Origin of the sequence: Nesterenkonia aethiopica, from assembly GCF_039534665.1 — a bacterium.
Lineage (GTDB): Bacteria > Actinomycetota > Actinomycetes > Actinomycetales > Micrococcaceae > Nesterenkonia > Nesterenkonia aethiopica.
The window spans coordinates 1-21,686 of record NZ_BAAAVT010000008.1 but is presented as its reverse complement, the minus strand read 5'-3'; the positions used below and the strand labels follow the sequence as shown (position 1 = coordinate 21,686).

At 68.9% G+C, this 21,686-nt stretch carries 16 protein-coding genes and 1 tRNA gene; 13 read left to right on the top strand and 4 right to left on the bottom strand.

What is annotated here, in order from left to right; genetic code table 11:
• Nucleotides 1–16: 16 nt before the first annotated feature.
• Nucleotides 17–1,003 carry an AraC-like ligand-binding domain-containing protein gene (locus ABD658_RS07300; protein ID WP_344682561.1) on the bottom strand — a complete coding sequence of 329 codons (987 nt, stop codon included), beginning with the start codon at nt 1,001–1,003 and terminating at the stop codon, nt 17–19.
• A gap of 261 nt (nt 1,004–1,264) precedes the next feature.
• Here ABD658_RS07300 and ABD658_RS07295 point away from each other — a divergent pair, with 261 nt between their 5' ends.
• From ABD658_RS07295 to ABD658_RS07260, 8 genes are all read left to right on the top strand, one after another.
• The gene (locus tag ABD658_RS07295; protein ID WP_344682563.1) at nt 1,265–2,764 is read left to right on the top strand and encodes an APC family permease; all 1,500 of its coding nucleotides are present in this window, start codon (nt 1,265–1,267) and stop codon (nt 2,762–2,764) included.
• 241 nt (nt 2,765–3,005) lie between these two features.
• Nucleotides 3,006–4,484 (top strand): fumarylacetoacetate hydrolase family protein, encoded by a 1,479-nt coding sequence (locus ABD658_RS07290; RefSeq protein WP_344744236.1) that lies wholly within the window; start codon nt 3,006–3,008, stop codon nt 4,482–4,484.
• Nucleotides 4,481–5,167 (top strand): GntR family transcriptional regulator, encoded by a 687-nt coding sequence (locus ABD658_RS07285; RefSeq protein WP_344682567.1) that lies wholly within the window; start codon nt 4,481–4,483, stop codon nt 5,165–5,167. The genes ABD658_RS07290 and ABD658_RS07285 overlap by 4 nt, the downstream gene beginning before the upstream one ends.
• A gap of 11 nt (nt 5,168–5,178) precedes the next feature.
• Nucleotides 5,179–6,720, top strand: coding sequence for a 5-carboxymethyl-2-hydroxymuconate semialdehyde dehydrogenase (gene hpaE / locus ABD658_RS07280; RefSeq protein WP_344682569.1), 1,542 nt, complete (start codon nt 5,179–5,181; stop codon nt 6,718–6,720).
• A gap of 60 nt (nt 6,721–6,780) precedes the next feature.
• Nucleotides 6,781–7,890, top strand: coding sequence for a 3,4-dihydroxyphenylacetate 2,3-dioxygenase (gene hpaD / locus ABD658_RS07275; RefSeq protein WP_344682571.1), 1,110 nt, complete (start codon nt 6,781–6,783; stop codon nt 7,888–7,890).
• A gap of 11 nt (nt 7,891–7,901) precedes the next feature.
• Nucleotides 7,902–8,702, top strand: coding sequence for a fumarylacetoacetate hydrolase family protein (locus tag ABD658_RS07270; protein ID WP_344682573.1), 801 nt, complete (start codon nt 7,902–7,904; stop codon nt 8,700–8,702).
• Nucleotides 8,687–9,478, top strand: coding sequence for an HpcH/HpaI aldolase family protein (locus ABD658_RS07265; protein WP_344682575.1), 792 nt, complete (start codon nt 8,687–8,689; stop codon nt 9,476–9,478). The genes ABD658_RS07270 and ABD658_RS07265 overlap by 16 nt, the downstream gene beginning before the upstream one ends.
• Nucleotides 9,479–9,480: 2 nt before the next feature.
• Nucleotides 9,481–11,397 carry an FAD-binding monooxygenase gene (locus ABD658_RS07260; protein ID WP_344682577.1) on the top strand — a complete coding sequence of 639 codons (1,917 nt, stop codon included), beginning with the start codon at nt 9,481–9,483 and terminating at the stop codon, nt 11,395–11,397.
• A 108-nt stretch (nt 11,398–11,505) separates the two neighbouring features.
• Here ABD658_RS07260 and ABD658_RS07255 read toward each other — a convergent pair whose 3' ends face one another.
• Nucleotides 11,506–12,666 (bottom strand): MFS transporter, encoded by a 1,161-nt coding sequence (locus tag ABD658_RS07255; RefSeq protein WP_344682579.1) that lies wholly within the window; start codon nt 12,664–12,666, stop codon nt 11,506–11,508.
• Nucleotides 12,667–12,689: 23 nt separating this feature from the next.
• Between ABD658_RS07255 and ABD658_RS07250 the strand changes: the two genes are divergently transcribed.
• Nucleotides 12,690–13,960, top strand: a protein-coding gene (locus tag ABD658_RS07250; RefSeq protein WP_344682597.1) for an IS3 family transposase whose coding sequence is annotated in 2 segments (ribosomal slippage) — nt 12,690–12,993 and nt 12,993–13,960 — 1,272 coding nt in all. Because the reading frame shifts where the segments join, the coding sequence is not laid out codon by codon here.
• 137 nt (nt 13,961–14,097) lie between these two features.
• Here the strand turns inward: ABD658_RS07250 and ABD658_RS07245 are convergent.
• Nucleotides 14,098–15,741, bottom strand: coding sequence for an amidohydrolase (locus ABD658_RS07245; protein WP_344682581.1), 1,644 nt, complete (start codon nt 15,739–15,741; stop codon nt 14,098–14,100).
• 316 nt (nt 15,742–16,057) lie between these two features.
• Here ABD658_RS07245 and ABD658_RS07240 point away from each other — a divergent pair, with 316 nt between their 5' ends.
• Genes ABD658_RS07240 through ABD658_RS07230 form a run of 3 tightly spaced genes read left to right on the top strand, consistent with a single transcriptional unit; the run spans nt 16,058 to nt 19,295 of the window.
• The gene (locus tag ABD658_RS07240; RefSeq protein ID WP_344682583.1) at nt 16,058–16,855 is read left to right on the top strand and encodes an SDR family NAD(P)-dependent oxidoreductase; all 798 of its coding nucleotides are present in this window, start codon (nt 16,058–16,060) and stop codon (nt 16,853–16,855) included.
• Complete coding sequence (locus ABD658_RS07235; protein ID WP_344682585.1) at nt 16,852–17,928, top strand: phosphotransferase enzyme family protein; 1,077 nt, start codon at nt 16,852–16,854, stop codon at nt 17,926–17,928. Before ABD658_RS07240 ends, ABD658_RS07235 begins: the two co-directional genes overlap by 4 nt.
• 44 nt (nt 17,929–17,972) lie before the next feature.
• Nucleotides 17,973–19,295, top strand: coding sequence for an aspartate aminotransferase family protein (locus tag ABD658_RS07230; RefSeq protein WP_344682587.1), 1,323 nt, complete (start codon nt 17,973–17,975; stop codon nt 19,293–19,295).
• A 63-nt stretch (nt 19,296–19,358) separates the two neighbouring features.
• On the opposite strand, the gene ABD658_RS07225 is transcribed toward ABD658_RS07230, so the two are convergent.
• On the bottom strand, nt 19,359–21,329 hold the full coding sequence (locus tag ABD658_RS07225; protein ID WP_344682589.1) for an FAD/NAD(P)-binding protein: 1,971 nt from the start codon (nt 21,327–21,329) through the stop codon (nt 19,359–19,361).
• A gap of 166 nt (nt 21,330–21,495) precedes the next feature.
• Here ABD658_RS07225 and ABD658_RS07220 point away from each other — a divergent pair.
• Nucleotides 21,496–21,587 (top strand) — tRNA-Ser (locus ABD658_RS07220).
• Nucleotides 21,588–21,686 lie beyond the last annotated feature (99 nt).

The following is a 21,686-nucleotide window of genomic DNA, read 5'->3' as shown; positions in this document are numbered from 1 at the left end:
GCAGCGGCACCACAGGTCACCCGGCGAGCGAGATCTCCTGCTCGAGATGCCGCCGGCGATAGGCGCTGGGCGACTCGCCGAACTCCGCCTTGAACACCCGCGAGAAGTGGGCGGCGTCATGGAGCCCCCATCGCCCGGCCACGGCTGAGATCGGACGATCGGCCTGTAGCGGGTCGGCGAGATCCCGCCGGATGTGTTCCAGACGCCGAGACCGGATCCAGGCGGAGACCGTCTGGCCCTCCTCGGAGAAGATGGTGTACAGGTGGCGCAGGGAGATGTAGTGGGCTGCGGCGATCGAGGCCGGGGACAGGCTCTCGTCCCCGAGATGACGCAGGATGTGATCCCTGATCTCCCGCCCCAGGTGCCGAGCGGGCGAGGCCCCCGACGCCTGACGCTCATCCAGCTCCTGAGAGAGCATGGTGACCATCAGGTCCAACGCCAGATGCACCAGGCGTGCCGAGTAGGTGCTGGTGAGCTGGTCGAGGTCCCGGCCCAGCTCCATGAAGAACGGGTTGATCATGCGTCCGAACCCGCGGTCCTGGGGGAAGCAGCTCGCCGTGACCTGGGCGATCTCCTCCGGCGCGAGGTCGACCATCTCCTGGGGGAAGATCATCACCATTGCCTGGCTCGCCTCGGCGAAGTGCAGGCGATAAGGCCGGTGGGTGTCATAGATGGCGAGGTCTCCGGGGCCCAGACTGGCCCGACGGCCGTCCTGCTCCAGGATGCCGCGCCCGGCCAGCTGCAAACTGATCTTGTAGAACCGCGCGTCGTCGGCGGAGATCAGCCCGGGGGTTCGGGCCACGCTGTGCGGTGTGGTCACCAGCTGGAAGAGCCCGACGTCGTCCACGGTGGAACTGCGCAGGTGGCCGCGGAAGGGGATGCCGCCCTCGGCGCGGATGTCCAGAGGAACGACGGCGGACCCGATGGCGGCCCGCCAGGAGGGCAGGTCGATACCCGTCCGAGGCAGGTCGAGGACTGCTCCTTCGTCACGCTGCTGACTCATGACCCCTCCTGGGACATCTGCGGGGACACCCCAGATTGTTGAGCGATTGCTCAATAACGGTGACGAAGAGTGTCCACGGTCCGACGGCGACTTACCCAGCAGTGTGGCACCGCTCATACCGGATGGCAAGGCTGACGGTGATGCCGGGGGGCGAGATCCTGCGCGCGATCCGGGACAACCTGTGTGCACGGTGACACAAGACGCCGGACGGCGGGACGAGAAGACTGAGGTCATCCACCCTATGACCGCACGGAGCACCTCATGAGCAGACACCCTCTCGCCACACCGACCCCGACTCCTGACAGCACGCCCGCCCCCGAGGACGCCGCCCTGGCGAGAAGGACACTCGGCGTCCCAGCCCTGGTCTTCCTGATCATCGCAGCCTCCGCACCGCTGACCGTTCTCGCCGGCGGAGCCACGACCAGCTTCGCCGTCACCGGTGAGCTCGGCGTACCGGTCGGCTATCTGCTGCTGGGCCTCGTCCTGGTGTTCTTCGCGATCGGATACGGCCGGATGAGCTCCTTGATCCAGAACGCCGGGGCCTTCTACGCCTATGTGGCCGCGGGACTCGGCATCCGGGCAGGCATCGGCACCTCGTTCCTCGCCCTGGTGACCTACAACGCCATGCAGATCGGACTCTATGGGGTCTTCGGCTTCACAGCCTCGTCCGTACTGGGCGAGCTCACCGGACTCGAGGCCCCCTGGTGGCTGTGTGCCCTGATGGGATGGCTGATCGTGGGCGCCCTGGGAGTCACCAAGGTCGACCTCAACGCGAAGGTGCTGGCAGTGATCGTGGCGCTCGAGTTCGTCATCGTCATCGCCGTCAGCACACTCTCCTTCTCCGTCGCACCGGAAGGCATCAGCACAGAGGCCTTCCTCCCTGAACACTGGTTGACCAGCAGCTTCGGGGCGCTGCTCGCCTTCGGCATCGCCGCCTTCATGGGCTTCGAGTCCGGCGCCATCTACGCGGAAGAGGTCAAGGACCCCCGGCGCTCCGTCGCGACGGCGACCTACATCGCCGTGGGCATCATCGCGGCGTTCTATGCCTTCTCGGCCTGGGCCTTCTCTCTCGGCGTCGGAACCTCGCAGATGGTGGAACAGTCGCAGCAGTGGGGGCCGGACCTGATGTTCGTCTTCCTGGGCCAGCACGTGCCGGCGATGGCCTCGAGCATGGCGGCCCTGCTCTTCCTGACCAGCATCCTGGCCGCCATGATCGCCTTCCACAACGCCGCGGCCCGATACTTCTTCTCCATGGGCCGAGCCCGGATCCTGCCGAGCGCTCTGGGCCTGACCGGGCCGCGCAACGGCGCTCCCGTGGCCGGGTCGCTGACACAGTCTTCGCTGGGCCTGATCTTCATCCTCATCTTCACCGTGGCCGGGGCCGGCTCGGATCTCGGAGCCCTCTATCCCGTGCTGACGATGTTCCCCTGGCTGACCAATGCCGCGGGGTTCGGCATGGTGATCCTGCTGTGCGTGACCTCCGTGGCGATCATGCGCCGCCTCGGCGAGGACCCCGACCAGCACCCGCTTCTCATCCGCAGGGTGGCACCGCTCGTCGCCGCGGTAGGCTTCGGCGTCATCGCCCTGCTCATCATGGCCAACTTCGACACCATGATCGAGGCCGACAGCTTCTCCGCCCTGGTGATCGTCATCCCGGGCACCATCGTCGCCGCCGGGGTGGCCGGGCTCATCTGGGCCTCGCATCTGCAGCGACGCCGACCGGAGATCTACGAGCATGCGCGGCAGGCGAACATCGGCTGACTCCACCCCTCACTGTCCCCATCGACCCTCTTGTGGCGTGTGCCACGGATGATATACGATTCTCGATATGATCTGATATCGGCAGACGGCACACCCTGGACGGCACGGCTGCGCACGACGCAGACCCACACGGCAAAGACCCATACAGCGCAGACGCATACAGCGCAGACCCCCACGGAGCGAAGGAGCTTCTTTGGACACCTCCAGCCACCTGGACACCCTCAGCGACTCCCAGGACCTGATGACAGCCCACGCCGGCAAGATCATCGCCGTCCACATCAGCTACGCTTCCCGGGCCGAGCAGCGCGGTCGCCGCCCCGCGGCCCCGTCCTACTTCTTCAAGCCGGCCAGCTCGCTGGCGCCGACCGAGGCCGCCGTCGAACGCCCGGCCGGTACGGAGCTGCTGGGCTTCGAGGGGGAGATCGCCCTGGTCATCGGGCGCCGGGCCCGCCGCCTCGCCCGGAATCAGGCGTGGGCGCATGTCGGTTGGATCACCGCCGCCGACGACCTCGGCCTGTATGACCTGCGCGGCAACGACAAAGGCTCCAACGTCCGCAACAAGGGGCGGGACGGCTACACCCCGCTCGCCCCGCAGCTGATCCCCGCCGCCGACGTCGACCCCTCCGCCCTGCGCATCCGCACCTGGAAGAACGGCCACCTCGTCCAAGAGGACACGTCGGCCGGCATGATCTTCCCCCTCCCCCAGCTCGTGGCGGACCTCTCCCAGCATCTGACCTTGGAGCCCGGAGACATCATCCTCACCGGCACCCCCGCCGGCGCCTCGGTGACTCAGCCCGGCGACGTCGTCGAGGTGGAGGTAGACGTCGTGGGAGACCCCGAGCAGGCCCCGCGCTCCAGCGGCCGACTGCGCACCCCGATCGTCGAAGGGCCCGGAGACTTCGATCCCGACCTCGGGAGCCTGCCGCGCGTGGACGACCTCCAGCGCGAGGAGGCCTGGGGATCGCGCCAGGCTGCCGGGCTGCCGGAGCACACCACCGGGATCGCTGAGGCCCTGCGGGAGAAGCTGGAGTCTGCTCCGGTGGCGGGCCTGACCCAGGAGATGCGCCGCCGCGGCTACAACACCGTCACCATCGACGGTCTGCGCCCCACCCGTGCGGGACGGAAGATGGTCGGCACCGCACGCACTCTGCGCTTCATCCCGGCACGCGAAGACCTGTTCCGCAGCCACGGCGGCGGCTACAACGCGCAGAAACGCGTCTTCGACGACGTCGGCGCCGGTGAGGTGATCGTCATCGAGGCCCGCGGGGAGACAGGCTCAGGCACCCTGGGCGACATCCTCGCTCTGCGCGCCCAGGCCCGCGGTGCCGCCGGTGTCGTCACCGACGGCGGGGTCCGGGACCACGCGACCGTCGCCGAGATCGACCTCCCCGTGTTCTGCCAGGGGCCCCACCCCGCCGTGCTCGGGCGCCGACATGTCCCCTGGGACGTGGACGTCACCATCGCCTGCGGCGGGGCCGCCGTCCAGCCCGGTGATGTCATCGTCGGCGACGACGACGGCGTCGTCGTCCTGCCCCCGGAGATCGCCGAGGAGGTCGCCGACGCCGCCCTGGCCAAGGAGGCCGAAGACGCTTGGGTCGCCGAGCAGGTCACCTCCGGCCACCCGGTGGACGGCCTGTTCCCCATGAACGCGCAGTGGCGGGCCCGCTACGAGGCTGAGACCGCCGACGGCGCGGCCGCGGCGACGCAGGACCAGGCATGAGCACCCTGCGCATCGACGAGCAGGCCTCCAAGTCGGAGAAGACCTACCGCTGGATCCGGGAACGCATCATCGCCCGGGACTTCAACCCGGGCTACCGCCTGGTGCTGGGCACCATCGCCAAGGAGCTCGGCGTCAGCACGGTCCCGGTCCGGGAGGCGGTGCGCCGTCTGGAGGCCGAGGGACTCGTCGAGTTCGAACGCAACATCGGCGCCCGGGTGGCCATGGTGGACCAGAGCGAGTACATCGACACCATGCAGACACTCGGCGTGCTCGAGGGGGCGGCCACCTCGCTGTCCCTCGGACGCCTGACCGAGACCGACATCGCCCGGGCCGAGTCCATCAACGAGCAGATGCGCGCGCTGCTGGACCACTTCGAGCCCACCGTGTTCACCGCGCTGAACGAGAAGTTCCACCGCGCCCTGGTGCACCGCTGCCCGAACCCGCACATCGCCGATCTGGTGGACCGCGGCTGGAACCGACTCTCCGGGCTGCGCAGCTCCACCTTCAGCTTCGTGCCGGAACGGGCCCCGCTCTCCGTGGCCGAGCACGAGGAGATCCTGGCGCTGATCCGGGCCCAGGCAGACCCGGTGGAGATCGAGATGGCGGTCCGCCGCCACAAATGGCGCACCGTGGAGGCCTACCGCAGCCACGAGCAGAACCTGACCCCAGACACCCCGCAGTGAGAGGACTCCCGATGAACTCCCTCGAGACCCAGACCTCGACCCCCGGCCCCGACGCCTACGCCCACCGCCTGCCGGAGGATCTGCCGCAGAGCATCCAGCACTACATCGACGGCGAGTTCGTCGACTCCGCCGACGGCGACACCTTCGACGTGCTCGACCCGGTCACCAACGAGACCTACATCCAGGCCGCCTCCGGCAAGGCCGCCGACGTCGACCGTGCCGTGGCCGCCGCACGGCGCGCCTTCACCGAAGGGCCCTGGCCGCGCATGCTCCCCCGCGAGCGCTCCCGGGTGTTGCACCGCATCGCGGACCTGGTGGAGACCCGCGGAGATCGGCTCGCCGAGCTGGAGTCCTTCGACTCCGGCCTGCCGATCACCCAGGCTCTCGGTCAGGCCCGCCGGGCCGCAGAGAACTTCCGGTTCTTCGCGGACCTGATCGTCGCGCAGGCCGACGACGTCTACAAGGTGCCCGGCCGGCAGGTGAACTATGTGAACCGCAAGCCCATCGGCGTCGCCGGTCTCATCACCCCCTGGAACACCCCGTTCATGCTGGAGAGCTGGAAGCTCGCCCCGGCCATCGCTGCCGGCAACACGGTGGTGCTCAAGCCGGCGGAGTTCACCCCGCTCTCCGCCGGCCTGTGGGCCGGCATCTTCGAGGAGGCCGGGCTGCCGCAGGGCGTGTTCAACCTGGTCAACGGCTTCGGTGAGCAGGCCGGCGACGCCCTGGTCAAGCACCCGGAGGTCCCCCTGATCTCCTTCACCGGTGAGTCCGCCACCGGTCAGCTGATCTTCGCCAACGCGGCCCCGCACCTGAAGGGCCTGTCCATGGAGCTGGGCGGGAAGTCGCCGGCGATCGTCTTCGACGACGCCGACCTGGAGGCCGCTGTCAACGCCACCATCTTCGGGGTGTTCTCCCTCAACGGGGAGCGCTGCACCGCCGGTTCGCGGATTCTCGTCCAGCGGGAGGTCTACGATGAGTTCGTGGAGCGCTACGCCGCCCAGGCGAAGCGGGTGAAGGTCGGGCTGCCGCACCAGAAGACCACCGAGGTGGGCGCCCTGGTGCACCCGGAGCACTTCGAGAAGGTCATGAGCTACGTGGAGCTGGGCAAGACCGAGGGACGCCTGGTGGCCGGCGGCGGTCGCCCCGAGGGCTTCGAGACCGGGAACTTCGTCGCCCCCACTGTCTTCGCCGACGTGCCGCCCACCGCCCGGATCTTCCAGGAGGAGATCTTCGGGCCCGTCGTCGCGATCACCCCCTTCGACACGGAGGAGGAGGCGCTCGCCCTGGCCAATGACACCCGCTACGGGCTGGCAGCCTACATCTGGACCAACGACCTCAAGCGGTCCCACACCATCGCCCAGGCCGTGGAGGCCGGCATGGTGTGGCTGAACTCCAACAACGTCCGAGACCTGCGCACCCCCTTCGGCGGGGTCAAGGCCTCCGGGCTCGGCCACGAGGGCGGGTACCGCTCCCTGGACTTCTACACGGACCAGCAGGCGGTCCACATCAACCTCGGCGAGGTCCACAACCCGGTCTTCGGCAAGGCCGACTGACCCGGCACCGCCCCACCCTGCCCATCCCTCCCATCCTCATCAGCAGCAAGGACGCTCAGCATGACAGACACGAACCCGAACCCCCTCCCCACCCCCTCCACTCCGCCGCCGGACATCCTGCGGTGCGCCTCCATGGAGCTGGTGGTCACCGATCTGCAGCGCTCCCGTGACTTCTACGTGGACGTGCTGGACCTGGTGGTCACCGAGGAGGACGAGGACGCCATCTACCTGCGCTCCATGGAGGAGTTCATCCACCACAACCTGATCCTCCGGAAGGGGGACGAGGCCGCCGTCGCCGCCTTCTCCTACCGGGTGCGCAGCCCGGAGGACCTGGACCGTGCCGAGGCCTTCTACCGGGAGCTGGGCTGCCCGGTGAAGAGGAACCCCGAGGGCTTCGTGAAGGGGCTGGGCGACTCGGTCAGGGTGCAGGACCCGCTGGGCTTCCCCTACGAGTTCTTCCATGAGGTGGAGCATGTGGAGCGGCTCGCCTGGCGCTACGACCTCTACTCCCCCGGAGCGCTGGTCCGCATCGACCATTTCAACCAGGTCACCCCGGATGTGCCGCGGGCCGTGGGCTACATGGAGACCCTGGGCTTCCGCGTCACCGAGGACATCCAGGACGACGCCGGCACCACCTACGCCGCCTGGATGCGCCGCAAGCCCACGGTGCACGACACCGCCATGACCGGCGGGGCGGGCCCGCGGATGCACCATGTCGCCTTCGCCACCCATGAGAAGCACAACATCCTGGCCATCTGCGACAAGCTGGGTGCGCTGCGGCTCTCCGACCACATCGAGCGCGGCCCCGGCCGGCACGGCGTCTCCAACGCGTTCTACCTCTATCTGCGCGACCCCGACGGGCACCGCATCGAGGTCTACACCCAGGACTATTACACCGGCGACCCGGACAACCCGCGCGTCACCTGGGACGTCCACGACAATCAGCGCCGCGACTGGTGGGGCAACCCGGTGGTCCCCTCCTGGTACACCGACGCCTCCACCGTCCTCGACCTCGAGGGCCGTCCGGTGCCCACCACCGAGCGCACCGACGACTCCGAGATGGAGGTCACCATCGGCGCCGACGGGTTCTCCTACACCCGCGCCGAAGAGGGCGAGGAGTCCATGCCCAGCTGGAAACAGGGCGAGTACAAGCTGGGCCACCAGCTCTGAGGGAGGAACCCATGCTCACCGAGACACAGATCGGCCAGATCGCCGAAGAGCTCGCCGACGCCGAGCGGGACCGCACCATGGTGCCGCTGCTGACCGCCCGTCACCCGGAGATGACCGTGGAGGACTCCTACGCGGTCCAGAACGAGTGGCGGCGTCGCGGCATCGCCGCCGGGCGACGCCCCACAGGACGCAAGATCGGCCTGACCTCCAAGGTCATGCAGGCCGCCACCGGCATCACCGAACCCGACTACGGCACGATCTTCGCCGACATGGTCCATGAGACCGGTGCGGTGCTTCAGCACGGGGCATTCACCGGGGTCAGGGTGGAGGTGGAGCTCGCCTTCGTGCTCGGCCGCGACCTCGCCGGTGCGGGGCTGACCGGTCGTGAGACCACGATCTTCGACGTCCTGGACGCCACCGACTACGTGGTCCCCGCCGTCGAGATCCTCTCCAGCCGCATCGAGATGGAGGGCCGCACCATCGTGGACACCATCAGCGACAACGCCGCGATGGGCGCCATGGTCCACGGCGGTCGGCCCGTGCGGCCCCACGACGTCGACCTCCGCTGGGTCTCCGCACTGCTGTACCGCAACGAGACCATCGAGGAGTCCGGGGTGGCCGCCGCCGTGCTGGGCCACCCCGCCCGCGGGGTGGCCTGGCTGGCCGACCGGCTCGCCGGACACGGGGACCGGCTCGAGGCCGGGGAAATCATCCTGGCCGGATCCTTCACCCGGCCGATGTGGGTCCACCCCGGCGACACCGTCCACTGCGACTACGGGGATCTGGGAGCCGTGACATGCCGATTCATCTGACCCCCACCTTCCGCGAACGCCTCGCCGCGGCCGACCGGCCCCTGGTGGGCGGGTGGGTCTGCTCCGGATCGCCGGTGATGGCCGAGGTCATGGCCGGCGGCGGGCTCGACGTGCTGCTGATCGACATGGAGCATGCCCCCAACGGGCTGGAGTCCGTGCTGGCCCAGCTGCATGCCGCCTCCGGCTATGAGGTCACCCCGATCGTCCGGGTGCCCTCCGCGGACCCGGTGATCATCAAGCAGGTGCTGGACCTGGGAGCGCAGAACATCCTGGTGCCGATGGTCTCCACCGCGCAGGAGGCCCGCGACGTCGCCGCCGCCGCGCAGTACCCGCCGGCGGGCCGCCGCGGGATCGGCAGCGCCCTGGCCCGCTCCGGCCGGTGGAGTCGCGTGCCCGAGTATCTGGCCCGCGGCGCCGAGCACGTCTCGGTGTTCGTCCAGATCGAGACCGTCGAGGGCGTGGAGAACGCCGAGACGATCGCCGGCGTGGACGGCATCGACGGCATCTTCCTGGGACCCTCCGATCTGTCCGCCTCCATGGGACTGCTCGGCCAGCAGACCCACCCGGACGTCGTCGCCGCCGTGGAGCGGTCCTTCGCCGCCGGACGCGCCGTCGGAGTGCCGGTGGGTGTCAACGCCTTCGATCCGGCGACGGCCAAGGCGTACCTGGAGGCCGGGGCCTCCTGGATCCTGGTGGGCGCCGACGTCTCCCTGGCCGCCCGCGGCGTCGAGCGTCTCGCCGCCGAGTTCATCCCGTCCTCACCCGCAGGAGCATGACGATGCAGTTTCACCACCATGGCTACGTGTCCACGGATCCGCGCGTCCTCCCGGCCGAAGGGATCGGCCTGGACCGTCCCGACGAGCTGCCCGACGAGATGGACGTGCTCATCGTGGGCACCGGACCGGCCGGCATGATCGCCGCCGCCCAGCTCTCGCGGTTCCCCGACGTCCACACCCGGATCATCGAACGCCGGCCCCAGCGGCTGGAGGTCGGCCAGGCTGACGGCATCCAGGCCCGCAGCGTGGAGACCTTCCAGGCCTTCGGCTTCGCGGAGGAGCTCTCCTGCGAGGCTTACCACATCACCGAGATGGCGTTCTGGAAGCCGGACACCGCGACGCCGGAGCACATCGTGCGCACCGCCCAGCCGGTGGACGACCCCCAGGACGTCAGCGAGTTCCCGCACCTGATCGTCAACCAGGCGCGCATCCTGGACCGCTTCGCCGAGTTCATGGAGCGCTCCCCCTCCCGGATGCGGCCCGACTACGGGATCGAGTTCCTGGACCTCACCGTGAAGGACTCCGGGAGCCACCCGGTGGCGGTGCGGGTCCGGCACACCGCCGGCCCCCGCGAGGGCGAGGAGCGAGTGGTGCGCGCCAAGTACGTGCTGGGCGCCGACGGCGCCCGCAGCCGCGTGCGCGCCTCCATCGGCCGCAGCCTCGACGGCGACCAGGCGAACCACGCCTGGGGCGTGATGGACGTGCTGGCCCGCACCGATTTCCCCGACATCCGCCTCAAATGCGCGATCCAGTCCCACTCCGGAGGCAGCATCCTGCTGATCCCTCGCGAGGGCGGGCATCTGTTCCGCATGTACGTGGACCTCGGAGAGGTCACCCCGGAGCGCAAGGACCGCATCCGGGAGACCACCGTGGAGGAGATCGAGCAGAAGGCCAACGAGATCCTGCACCCCTACACGATCGAGGTCCGGCATGTCGCCTGGCACAGCGTCTACGAGGTGGGCCACCGGCTCACGGAGAAGTTCGACGACGTCGACGACGCCTCCCGCAGCCCGCGGGTGTTCATCGCCGGCGACGCCTGCCACACGCATTCGGCGAAGGCAGGCCAGGGCATGAACGTCTCCATGCAGGACGGGTTCAACATCGGGTGGAAGCTGGGGCACGTGCTCACCGGGCGCAGCCCGGAGCAGCTGCTGAGCACCTACTCCGCGGAGCGTCAGGTCATCGCGCAGAACCTCATCGACTTCGACCGCGAGTGGTCCACGATGATGGCCAAGAGGCCCGAGGAGTTCGAGGACCCCTCCGAGCTGGAGGACTTCTACGTCAAGACCGCCGAGTTCCCGGCCGGGTTCATGACGCAGTATGAGCCCTCGATGATCGTGGGCCCCGATGAGCACCAGCAGCTGGCCTCCGGCTTCCCGGTGGGCAAGCGGTTCAAGTCCGCCCGCGTGGTGCGGGTCTGCGACACCAACCCGCTGCATCTGGGCCACCAGGCCGAGGCGGACGGCCGGTGGCGGATCTACGCCTTCGCGGACCGCCCTGCCGCCGGACAGCCCTCCGCGCTGACCGACTGGGCCCGGTGGCTGGCCGAGTCGCCGGACTCCCCGGTGGTGGGTTGCACTCCTGAGGGGGCGGACCAGGATGCGCTGTTCGACGTGAAGGTCATCTACCAGCAGCGGCACACCGAGTTCGAGGTCACCGACGCCCCACGGATCTTCCTGCCGGAGGTCGGCCCGTACCAGCTGCTGCAGTACGAGAAGGTCTTCGCCGTGCTGGACGGCGAGGACATCTTCGAAACCCGCGGCATCTCCCGAGACGGCGCCGTCGTCGTGGTCCGTCCCGACCAGTACGTGGCCCACGTGCTGCCGCTGACGGACACCGCGGGGCTGGCGGCGTTCTTCGCACAGAACACCCTGGACGCGGCAGCTCGCACGGAGTCTCCGGTGAGCCAGCACGCCTGAGGCGTCTGCTTCACGTTGACTCCGCGGTTTGGGCACTTTTGACGCCGCGCCGTTTCAGGCGGGAGAAGGGCCCAAACCGCGGAACCAACTGTGTATTGAGCTGCTGCCCTAAGTGTCGGCTCTCCGCGGATGCACCACCATCACCAGCAGTCCTGAGACGATGACGCCGACCGTCGAGACCAGCAGCATCGCACCGAAGCCGCCGGTCGACTCGATGAGGGATCCGCTGATCAACGGGCCCAAGGCCAGCCCGGAACCGATCATCAGGTTCGTCGTGTTCATCACCTGACCTCCGGATCCGAGATCCGCCAGCGTGGAGAGCAGGTACGGAAGGATCAGCGTCCAGACGAACTTGAACACGACGGCCGCGACGGCGAAACGCCACAGCCCCGGAGCCCCCACCAGCAGCAGCACGGAGACCGCCATGCCCAGGTACCCGACGGCCAGATACAGACGCCGCCGCGGAGTGTCCCCTCGCAGCGAGGCGAACAGTGCCGAGGCGATCCCCGCCAGGGTCGCCACAGAGAGCGTACGACTCACCGCATCCGGAGAGGTCCCGGCGACGTCGGCGACAGCGGCCATGAAGGTCCACACTCCGGAGAGCGCCACGTAGAACAGCAGCACCGCCCCCAGTCCGAGGACGAAGGGCAGCACGGAACGTCCGCTCGGTCGGGCCGCGTCCGCGGGGCCCTGCCCTCGGTCGCGGCGGAGGAACTCGCCGTCCAACAGCGCCGTGGCCGGAAGACACAGCAGCGCCAGCCCCGCCAGGCTCCAGTAGACGGCCGACGACCCGACCTCGGCGAAGACGGTGGGGAAGACCGCGAGGATCAGCGCGCCCATCACCAGCTGCGAGACCACGAAGACGCCGAAGGCCCGGCTCGGGTTATGAGCCTTCCCCGACCGGGAGAGCAGGATGACCACGATCGAGCCCGCCGCCAACGAGGTCACCAGTCGCGCGAGCAGCAGCGCGGAATACGTGCCCACGAAGCCGGAGACGATATTGCCGACGATCACGATCACGGTGCAGACGATCGTCACCTGGCGCAGGTTCAGTCGGCGCAGCCACAGGTAGGCCGGGATCGTCGCCAGGCTGAAGCAGCCCAGCTCCACGGAGAAGATCGCGCCGGTCTGCGCGGGCCCCAGGCCGAAGTCCTCAGCGAGTTTGCCGCTGATCACGGGGGCGATGAGCATCAGGGCATTGAGCACCGCCGAGTACGCAGCGATGAAGATCAGCGCGCTGAACCGCACTGGGATTCTTGGAGACTCCATCGTTTGGAAAGGATGATGGAGACATGCCAAGAGAGATCAAACCGGGCAACGCGACCACGCGCCGCTACTCGGAGCAGGAGAAGGCCGCAGCGGTGCGGATGGTCCGCCAGCTGCGCCAGGAGCTGGGGACTGACCGCGGCACCGTGAAGCGGGTCGCGACTCAGCTCGGCTACGGGCCTGAGTCTGTCCGGTCCTGGGTCCGTCAAGCAGACATCGATGAAGGCCACGCCCCGGGTCAGAGCACCGAGCAGTCGGCCCGCGAGAAAGCCCTGGAACAAGAGAACCGTGAACTGCGGCGGGCCAACGAGATCCTGAAACGGGCCGCGACTTTCTTCGGGGCGGAGCTCGACCGCCAGTCACCGAGATAGTCGCCTTCATCGAAGCCAACAAAGACGACGTCATCGACGGTCGTCGACTCGGAGTCGAGCCCATCTGCACGATGCTGCAGGTGGCTCCGAGCACCTACTACGCAGCGAAGAACCGTGCCCCCTCGGCCCGGAGCGTCAGGGATGCCGAGCTGATCCCAGAACTGGTGGGCCTGCACGCGCAGAACTACGGGGTCTATGGAGCCAGGAAGCTCTGGAAGGCAGCGAACCGAGCCGGCCTGCAGATCGGTAGAGATCAGACAGCGAGACTGATGCGCCACGCGGGCCTTGAAGGTGTTCTTCGGCGCAAGAAGGTCCGCACCACCACACCTGACCCTGAAGCCCCGCGGCATCCGGATCTGGTCAATCGCGAGTTCACCGCGATCGCGCCGAATCGGCTCTGGGTCACCGATCTGACCTACGTACCGACTTGGGCCGGTGTGGCCTATGTCTGCTTCATCATCGATGCCTTCAGCAGGGCGATCGTTGGGTGGCGGGTCGCTTCTACGATGCGCACCGACACGGTGCTCGACGCGATCGAGATGGCCCGCTGGTCCCGAGGCCCACGGCACGAGCAACTGCGGTGCCACAGCGATGCAGGATCTCAATTCACGTCCATTCGCTACGGCGAGAGACTGGCAGAGATTGGGGCCACCCCATCAATCGGAACTGTCGGGGATAGTTACGACAACGCTCTGGCCGAGACCGTCAACGGCTACTACAAGGCCGAACTCATCCGAGGACCGGTGCGCGCTCAGCGCGGCCCATGGAAGACCGTCGAAGATGTGGAGCTGGCGACTCTGGGATGGGTCCACTGGCACAACACCGAGCGGCTCCATGGATACCTCGGTGACCGGCCGCCGACGGAGTTCGAGGCCCTGTTCTACGATGACAACACCAGATCCAATGAGCTGGTGGAATCCCTATAGCTGGAGTCTCCATCAATCCCAGTGCGGTTCACGCCGCCGTCGCCTGCTGGTGATGCTTGATGCGGTACGGCGGAGCCACGGGTGATGGTGGACATTGTCAGACCTTTCTGGGCAGGAATGGGGAGCAGAAGTCAACGTCAGCGGGCGTGCACCCGCTGACCTGCGAACCAGGTCTCGTCGGCGGAGAACTCGGGGAGCTCCTCGAGGTCGACCTCGTAGGGACTCCGCTCGAGGACGATGAAGTCCGCGGAGAGCCCGGGGGCCAGACGTCCGGTCTCCGCGCTCAGCCCCATTGCTTCCACGGCCGCCGTGGTGTGGACGGTCATCGCCTCGCGCAGGGTGATCGCCTGGTCCGGACACAGGGTGCCCGGTGCCCGGCGAGTCGGGTCTTGGCGGGTCACCAGCCCGTAGATCGCCGCCCACGGGTTCGGCGACTCCGCCACCGGCCAGTCCGAGCCGCCGGCGATCAGCACACCCGCATCCAGAAGCTCGCGATTGGGCTGCATGCGGTCCACGCGCCCCTCGGGCAGCACGGAGGAGACGGCGTCGACGATCACCCCGGGGAACCACAGGGCCGGAGAGATGTCGGCGACGACGTCGAGCTCCACGAACCGGGGCACGTCGTCCGGGTGGATGAACTGGCCGTGAGCGATCTGATAGCGAGGCTCAGTGTGTCCGGCCCGACGCACATCCTCCACAGCGTCCAGCACCAGACGCACCGAGGCGTCGCCGGTGCAGTGGATCTTCGCAGAGATCCCCCGCTCCGCGGTACGGAGCAGCCAGCTCTCCAGTTCTGCATGGTCCATCGTCGTGTGTCCTCGGTGGTCGCAGCCGTGCAGCGCGTCGGGCAGGTAGGGCTCGAGGAAGGCCGCGCTGCGAGTCGGCGGGACGCCGTCGAGGAAGATCTTGATGAAGTCCGGCCGGTGGTGCCTGCTGCTCAGCCGGTCCCGGTGACGGATGATCTCTTCGCCCAGAGGGTCGGCCCCGAAGATGAAGTCATTGGCCAGCATGGAGGTCACCGTCCACGCCTTGAGCCGACCCTCACTGTCGAGGTGGTGCAGTGCCTCCATGAGCTGCAAGGACGCCGCCGCGTCCTGGAACGCCGTGATCCCGTGAGCGTGGAGCATCTCGATGCCCCGCGCCGCCGCCTGGGCCGTCTCCTCGACGCTCATCGGCTGGTGGGCTGCCAACGCCTCCTCCACCAGGAGGCCACCGGCTTCGATGAGCACACCGGTGGGCTCGCCAGTGGCGTCCCGGAGGATCTGTCCGCCGTCGGGATCCGGGGTGTCAGCGGTGATGCCTGCCGCCCGCAGCGCCGCCGAGCTCGCCCACCGGTTGTGTTTGCTGTCGTCCCGCAGCATCACCGGGCGTCCGCCGCAGGCCTCGTCCATGCGTGACAGGGTCTCCGAGGTGTTGAGCTGATCCAGCAGCACACTGCCCCAGCTGCCGCCCACGATCCACTCCTCGGGACTCTGCTGCGCGGCGTGCTCAGCCACCGCCCTCAGCAGCTCGTCGAGGCCCGCCGTGGGGCTGACGGTCAGCTCGAAGAGGTCAGACTGGCCGGCCAGCAGGTGGTGGTTGTGCACATCGGCCATCCCCGGCATGAGCCATCGGCCGCCCATGTCCACCACCTGTGTGCCCGGTCCCGCGTGGTCCGCCGACGACTCGCCCACCGCGAGGATCCTTCCTCGTCGCAGGGCCATCTGGTCAGCGACCACCTCACCGCTGGCGTCAACGTCGATGCGGGCGGCTGTGATCAGCGTGTCTGCTGGTGATGTCATCGCGAAGTCCTCCTCATGTCCCAGCGGGTCCGTCCCGCCGACGGCGTGGCAGTGCTCGTGCCTGTGAACCTACGGACGGCGCCATGAGCTGGCTTGCACGTGCGTGCTGGTCAGTTGGCGATCCGCGACAGGATCACCCGACGGCGTCGGTCCAGCACGCGTTGCGCAGGCCTGTGCACCGGTGGACAAGAGCCCGGCGGCGGAGACATGCCAGGATCCAGACCACAGCCTGTCCGCGCACCGCTGCGGTGTGGGGATCTCGGGCCGCCGCCGGAGCACCGGCCCGCCGACCATGACGCCCACCAGGAGGACCTTCATGACGACCCCGACCCGCCGGGCGCTCATCACCGGCGGCGGCACCGGTATCGGTGCGGCCACCGCCCGCCTGCTGGCCGACCGCGGATGGCTGGTGGCCGTGACCGGACGCCGCCCGGGGCCTCTCCGGCAGGTCGCCGACGAGATCGGAGGCGTGGCGATCCCCGCCGATCTCTCCGCAGCGGAGTCTGCCCAGGCCGCAGTGGATGCCGCCGCGGAGCATCTCGGCGGCCTCGACACGCTGATCGCCAACGCCGGCGGTCATGGTTTCGCCACGGCCGAGGAGACCAGCCCCGAGGACTGGGAGGCGAGCATGGGAGCCAACGTCGGCACTGCGTTCCACACGGCCCGAGCCGCGCTGTGTCACCTCCGACGCAGCCGGGGCAGCATCGTCATGGTCTCCTCACTGGCAGGTCTGCGCGCCGGGCCCGGGGTGGTCGGCTACACCACGGGCAAGCATGCGGTGATCGGGCTGACCCGCGCGCTGGCCCGGGACCATGGGAAGGAGGGCATCCGCGTCAACGCGATCTGCCCCGGCTGGACGCGCACGCCCATGGCCGACGAGGAGATGGACCAGCTGTGTGACGCCGTCGCCGAGCTGCCGGACCGGGAGTCAGCCTATGCCCACGTCACTCGCCATGTGCCGCTGGGGCGCCCCGCCGAGGCCGACGAGGTCGCACAGGCGATCGCTTTCCTGGCCGGTCCCGAGTCCGCCTGCCTCACCGGCGCAACACTGGTGACCGACGGGGGTGCGCACATCGTCGATGTCCCCACCCTCGCCTTCGACGCCCTGACATGAGTGACATCGACCTGAGCGGAAGGAACCACATCGTGCGCGAACAGGCACCGGACTGGGCGGAGGAGGCGGCACGACGGGCGTTGCCCGCCTATGGGCTGTCGGCCGAGAGCACGCTGCAGTTCGTCAAGCACCGCGAGAACACCGTCTTCCGTGCCGCGACGCCGCACGACGGCGACTACGCGGTACGGCTGCACCGGCCGGGGCACCGCAGAGACTCACAGATCCGGGCGGAGCTGGACTTCGCACGCCGTCTCCAGGCCCACGGAGTCCGAACCATTCGCGCGATCCCCCGCGTGCCTGGCGAGTCGGACGCGGCGGGTGCGGACACGCCCGACTCGGCCCGGCGCACCTCGGACCTGTTGGATCCGGTCACGGTGGAGACCCCGGAAGGACCCACCCAGGTGGTGGTCATGGAATGGGTGGTCGACTCGCGACCGATCGGCTCGGTGGAGTCCGGTTGGACCGGCGGGACCACACCGGACCTGACGATGTTCACCGCCGTGGGAAGGCTCGCGGCGGAGGCGCATCTGGCCGCCTCAGAGATCGGCCCCAGCGCCTACGACCGGCCTACCTGGGACGCCGCCGGCTTCTGGGGGCCCGACGCCGTCTGGGGAGACCCCGGGACGCTCGACCATCCCGGGGCGGGACGCCTGGCGGAAGCCACGGCCGGAGTGCGGCAGCGCCTGACCCGAGCACCGCATGATGACTGGTTCGGCCCGATCCATGCCGACTTCACCCCGGAGAACATCCTCACCGGCCCGGAGGGACTGACCCTGATCGACTTCGATGACTGCGCGACCGGTTGGCATCTCTTCGATCTGGCGACCATCCTGTTCTGGCACCACCGGCATCCGGACGCCGCTCGGCAGCGCGAGGCCCTGCTGGCAGGTTACACGCAGATCCGGCCCATCCCGGCGGAGCACCTGGCACTCCTCGACGACCTCATCCTGGCCCGCGGCTGCACCTACCTCGGCTGGGCCGCGGCTCGTCGTGGAGACGAGGACGCCGAGTTCATCGTCGATCACGTGGCGGGGCCCGTCACCGACATGGCCCTGAGCCTGGCCACACGCTGACCACCGACATTCCCCGCATCCGACACTCCTGGAAGGAAGCACCCATGAGCACCGCGGACAGCTCCCCCGTCAGCGCTCCCGGCCAGACGCCGGCGACAGCCGCTCTGCTGCGGCGTCGGCGGGACACGCTCGGCCCACACTCCCCACTGTTCTACGAGGAGCCCCTGCACCTGGCCTCCGGCGCAGGCGTCTGGCTGACCGCCGCCGACGGCACCGAGTACCTCGACGGCTACAACAACGTGCCCCATGTGGGACACGCGAACCCCCGGGTGCAGCAGGCGATCTGTGACCAGGCAGGGCGGCTGAACGTCCATACCCGGTACCTCCAGGACCGCGTGGTGGAGTATGCGGAGCGGCTGCTGGCGACCTTCGACACTGACCTGGATCGCCTGTTCCTCACCAACTCCGGTTCCGAGGCGAACGAGCTGGCCCTGCGGCTGGCGACGCAGCACACCGGTGCTCGCGGTGTGCTGGTCACCGACTTCAGCTACCACGGCAACACCAGGAGTCTCGCGGAGCTGACCACGGGGCTCGCTGTGGGTGAGGAATTCGGCGACCACGTGCGGGCGTTCCACGTCCCCGACACCGTCACCGCTACCGGCGTGGATCCTCGCTCGCTCCTGGAGAGCTCCGCCGCCCAGCTCGACGCTGCGCTGGGCTCCCTGCAGGAGGCGGGCCATGGCGTCGCCGCCCTGCTGGTGGACCCGTTGTTCTCCACAGAGGGCATGCCGGAGCCTCCGGACGGGTGGACCCAGATGCTCGGCGAGAAGGTCCGTGCCGCAGGTGGTCTGGTCATCGCAGATGAGGTGCAGTCCGGGTTCGGGCGCCTCGGCGGTGCGATGTGGGGACATCAGGCCGTCGGTCTGGATCCTGATCTGGTGACGATGGGCAAGCCCATGGGCAACGGCCACCCCATGGGCGGCGTGGTCACGACTGCCGAGCTGCTCGACGAGTTCGGTCGGCGGAACATGTACTTCAACACCTTCGCCGGCAACCCGGTCTCGTCCGCGGCCGGGCTCGCCGTCCTGGAGGAGATGGAGGACCGGCGTCTCATGGCCCATGCGGCGGAACTCGGTGCCCGGGTCCACCGCCAGCTGGAGGAGATCGCCTCCGGCACCGCCCGCATCAGCGCCCGCCGCGGCTCGGGACTGTTCTTCGGACTGGAGATCATCGACGACGACGGCTCCCCGGACGCCCGTGCCACGAAGCGCCTGGTGGAGGAGATGAAACGCCGTCGCCTGCTGATCAGCCGCATCGGGCCGCAGGACAATGTACTGAAGATCCGGCCGCCGATGGTCATCGAGGACCATGAGGCCCAGCTGCTGCTCGAGGGGCTCGCCGAGAGTGTGGCGACAGTGCTGCGGTGAGGCGCCGTCATCTACGCAAACTCACCATGTTGTCTCTGCGGTGGCGGGTCTCAGCCCCGCGCGTCAGCGCCCCAGCGCGGTCTGCAGGATGCTGCCAGCTGCGGCGTCGGCGTCGGCCAGGGTACGCGCCCCTGAGCGCGGATCCCCACCGGATTCGGCGGCGATGGCGGTGCCCCATTGCACGGAGCTCAGCTGCAGCCCCAGCACGTAGACGCCGTCCAGGGGGTGTCCGGCGGCGTCGATGAGGCGGTGGGGCGTCTCGGTGACGTCGAAGCCCTTGCCGGCCCGGGCGGTCCCGGAGACGTCGACCAGCTCCTTGGCACGGGCGAGACCGTCCTTCAGCAGCCCGGCCACCAGGGGCGAGCGGGACAGCTGCACCCGGTTCGCCGGCATCATCGCCTCGATCAGCCAGCGGGCGCGGAACGGCTCGGCGGCGACCCAGGGGGACTCGGCGCTGAAGGTCCGGCTCTCCCGGTCGACGTCGTAGACGGGATCCGGGCCCAGGAAGTCCACCACGCCGGCGCGGGTCAGGGCGGCGAGCTCCTCGATGCGCTGCAGCGGCGGACCACTGGCCAGACCCTCCACCAGAGACTCGAACCAGCCCTCGATGTCCGCGACCTGACTGGCCGTGGACACGCGGCCGTCGCTGATCAGTGCCTTGAGCTCCATCCGGGCCGCGTGCAGCGCCCCGATCCCCATCTTCACCGGGCTCGCCGCGCCGGCGGCAGAGGACGCCGCGTCATCCTCCAGGTAGGCGAGCATGTGGTCTCGGTGATGGTCGGCCGAGTCGAAGACGACGTCGTCGAAAGGTCTGCCCAGCGATCTGATGTCGAACCACAGCACATCCGGCGCGTGCTCGTGCAGCAGATGCTGCCCCTGCACCGCCAGTACCTGTTCGCCGACTCCGGGGTCTTCCAGCAGCCGGTCGAACTCGTCCAGGAACACCTCCGGCCGCGCCGGGAACAGCTCCGGGGACACGGCGGCCAGCGTCCGATAGTAGGTCCGCAGCACGTCCCGGTGGATGAGCGGCCACAGGTGCGCGGCGAAGTCCAGCACATCGTGCCGCCGTTCCGCCTCCTCGACGGCCTGCTCCGTGAAGTGGACCAGCCGGATGCCTGCCGGGACGAACCCGGCGGCGGTGGTCTTCGCCCGGTAGGGTGCGCCCCGGCGGGAACCGGCTATCAGGTGGGGCTCCTCCCCGCTGGGGTGGTACTCCAGACGGCGCCCCGGCGGGTTGTCCGGCAGATGGCGGAACCGGCCGCCGCGCCCGGCGGTGGCCTGGATCATCAGGTCGAAGAAGTTCAGGCCCATCCCCCGGACCAGCACGGCCTCCCCGGCCGGGATCGCGTCGACGTCGACATCGGTGGGTATGGCCGGCGGCGAATAGTGCAGGCCCAGGTCTACGGCGACGTCGGCGAGGTGCTGGGCGGAATCGGAGAGTCTCGCCGGCACATGCCCGAGCGCCAGTACGACGGCGTCCGCCGTCAGCTCGGTGCCGTCGTCGCAGCTGAGGCAGTAGCGCTGGTCGACGGCGTCGTCGCCACCGTGCTGGCTCCCGCCCACCTGGCGCAGCCCTATGACCTGGGAGCGCCGGGACTCCACGGTGACGCCGTCGCGGGCAGACAGCAGTCCCATGGTCCGTTCATGGAGATCGGCAAGGTACTGCCCGTAATCGGCGCGGGTGGGATAGTCGGCGTCACCGGTCTCCCCGGAGCGTTCCCGGCGCCATTGGGCGAAGCTCTGTGAGACCTCAGAGGGGGCGAGCCCCTGCTGGGTCTCCCCCGCCGGTGCCACGGTCGGGTAGCTGGCCGGGGTGTTCATCAGGTAGAGAGGCGACTGGTCCGGGTCCCAGACGCGACCCGGCCCGTGCGCAGCGGGGTCCAGGACCACGATGCGCAGTTCCGGTACGGGGTCGGGGATGTGGTCAAGGTGGGCCAGCAGGCGTTCCAGGAACGAGGTGCCGCGCGGGCCGGCTCCGACGACGGCGATGACGAGCTCCATGGTGGCCGCCGCCTGTCCCTGGACCTCACTCATCGGCGGCCGCCTCCTGTCTGCTGATGCCCACTGCTGCTCTGACCAGGGTACTGCGCCGCCCAGCCAGGAGCGTCATGCCGCTTTTGTGCTCCGGCAAGGATTGCCGCTACCCTGGTACAGCGCCTGGACGAGGCATGGGCGATCCCCGTGGGGTCTCAGGCGCACAGGAGGCGTGCCGGAGCGGCCGAACGGACTTCACTGCTAATGAAGGGTCCGGTTAAACCCGGACCGGGGGTTCAAATCCCCCCGCCTCCGCCAGATGTGATGTATCGGGACATCGTTGACAGATGTCTCAGATCATCGTTGACAGAAGGGCCTCCGAACCCCCGGGTTCGGAGGCCCTTCGTCGTCGGTGCC

Excerpts from the sequence above, each read along its gene's own strand:
- ABD658_RS07300 (WP_344682561.1), bottom strand. The coding sequence starts at position 1,003 with ATGAGTCAGCAGCGTGACGAAGGAGCAGTCCTCGACCTGCCTCGGACG.
- ABD658_RS07295 (WP_344682563.1), top strand. The coding sequence starts at position 1,265 with ATGAGCAGACACCCTCTCGCCACACCGACCCCGACTCCTGACAGCACG.
- ABD658_RS07290 (WP_344744236.1), top strand. The coding sequence starts at position 3,006 with ATGACAGCCCACGCCGGCAAGATCATCGCCGTCCACATCAGCTACGCT.
- ABD658_RS07285 (WP_344682567.1), top strand. The coding sequence starts at position 4,481 with ATGAGCACCCTGCGCATCGACGAGCAGGCCTCCAAGTCGGAGAAGACC.
- hpaE (WP_344682569.1), top strand. The coding sequence starts at position 5,179 with ATGAACTCCCTCGAGACCCAGACCTCGACCCCCGGCCCCGACGCCTAC.
- hpaD (WP_344682571.1), top strand. The coding sequence starts at position 6,781 with ATGACAGACACGAACCCGAACCCCCTCCCCACCCCCTCCACTCCGCCG.
- ABD658_RS07270 (WP_344682573.1), top strand. The coding sequence starts at position 7,902 with ATGCTCACCGAGACACAGATCGGCCAGATCGCCGAAGAGCTCGCCGAC.
- ABD658_RS07265 (WP_344682575.1), top strand. The coding sequence starts at position 8,687 with ATGCCGATTCATCTGACCCCCACCTTCCGCGAACGCCTCGCCGCGGCC.
- ABD658_RS07260 (WP_344682577.1), top strand. The coding sequence starts at position 9,481 with ATGCAGTTTCACCACCATGGCTACGTGTCCACGGATCCGCGCGTCCTC.
- ABD658_RS07255 (WP_344682579.1), bottom strand. The coding sequence starts at position 12,666 with ATGGAGTCTCCAAGAATCCCAGTGCGGTTCAGCGCGCTGATCTTCATC.
- ABD658_RS07245 (WP_344682581.1), bottom strand. The coding sequence starts at position 15,741 with ATGACATCACCAGCAGACACGCTGATCACAGCCGCCCGCATCGACGTT.
- ABD658_RS07240 (WP_344682583.1), top strand. The coding sequence starts at position 16,058 with ATGACGACCCCGACCCGCCGGGCGCTCATCACCGGCGGCGGCACCGGT.
- ABD658_RS07235 (WP_344682585.1), top strand. The coding sequence starts at position 16,852 with ATGAGTGACATCGACCTGAGCGGAAGGAACCACATCGTGCGCGAACAG.
- ABD658_RS07230 (WP_344682587.1), top strand. The coding sequence starts at position 17,973 with ATGAGCACCGCGGACAGCTCCCCCGTCAGCGCTCCCGGCCAGACGCCG.
- ABD658_RS07225 (WP_344682589.1), bottom strand. The coding sequence starts at position 21,329 with ATGAGTGAGGTCCAGGGACAGGCGGCGGCCACCATGGAGCTCGTCATC.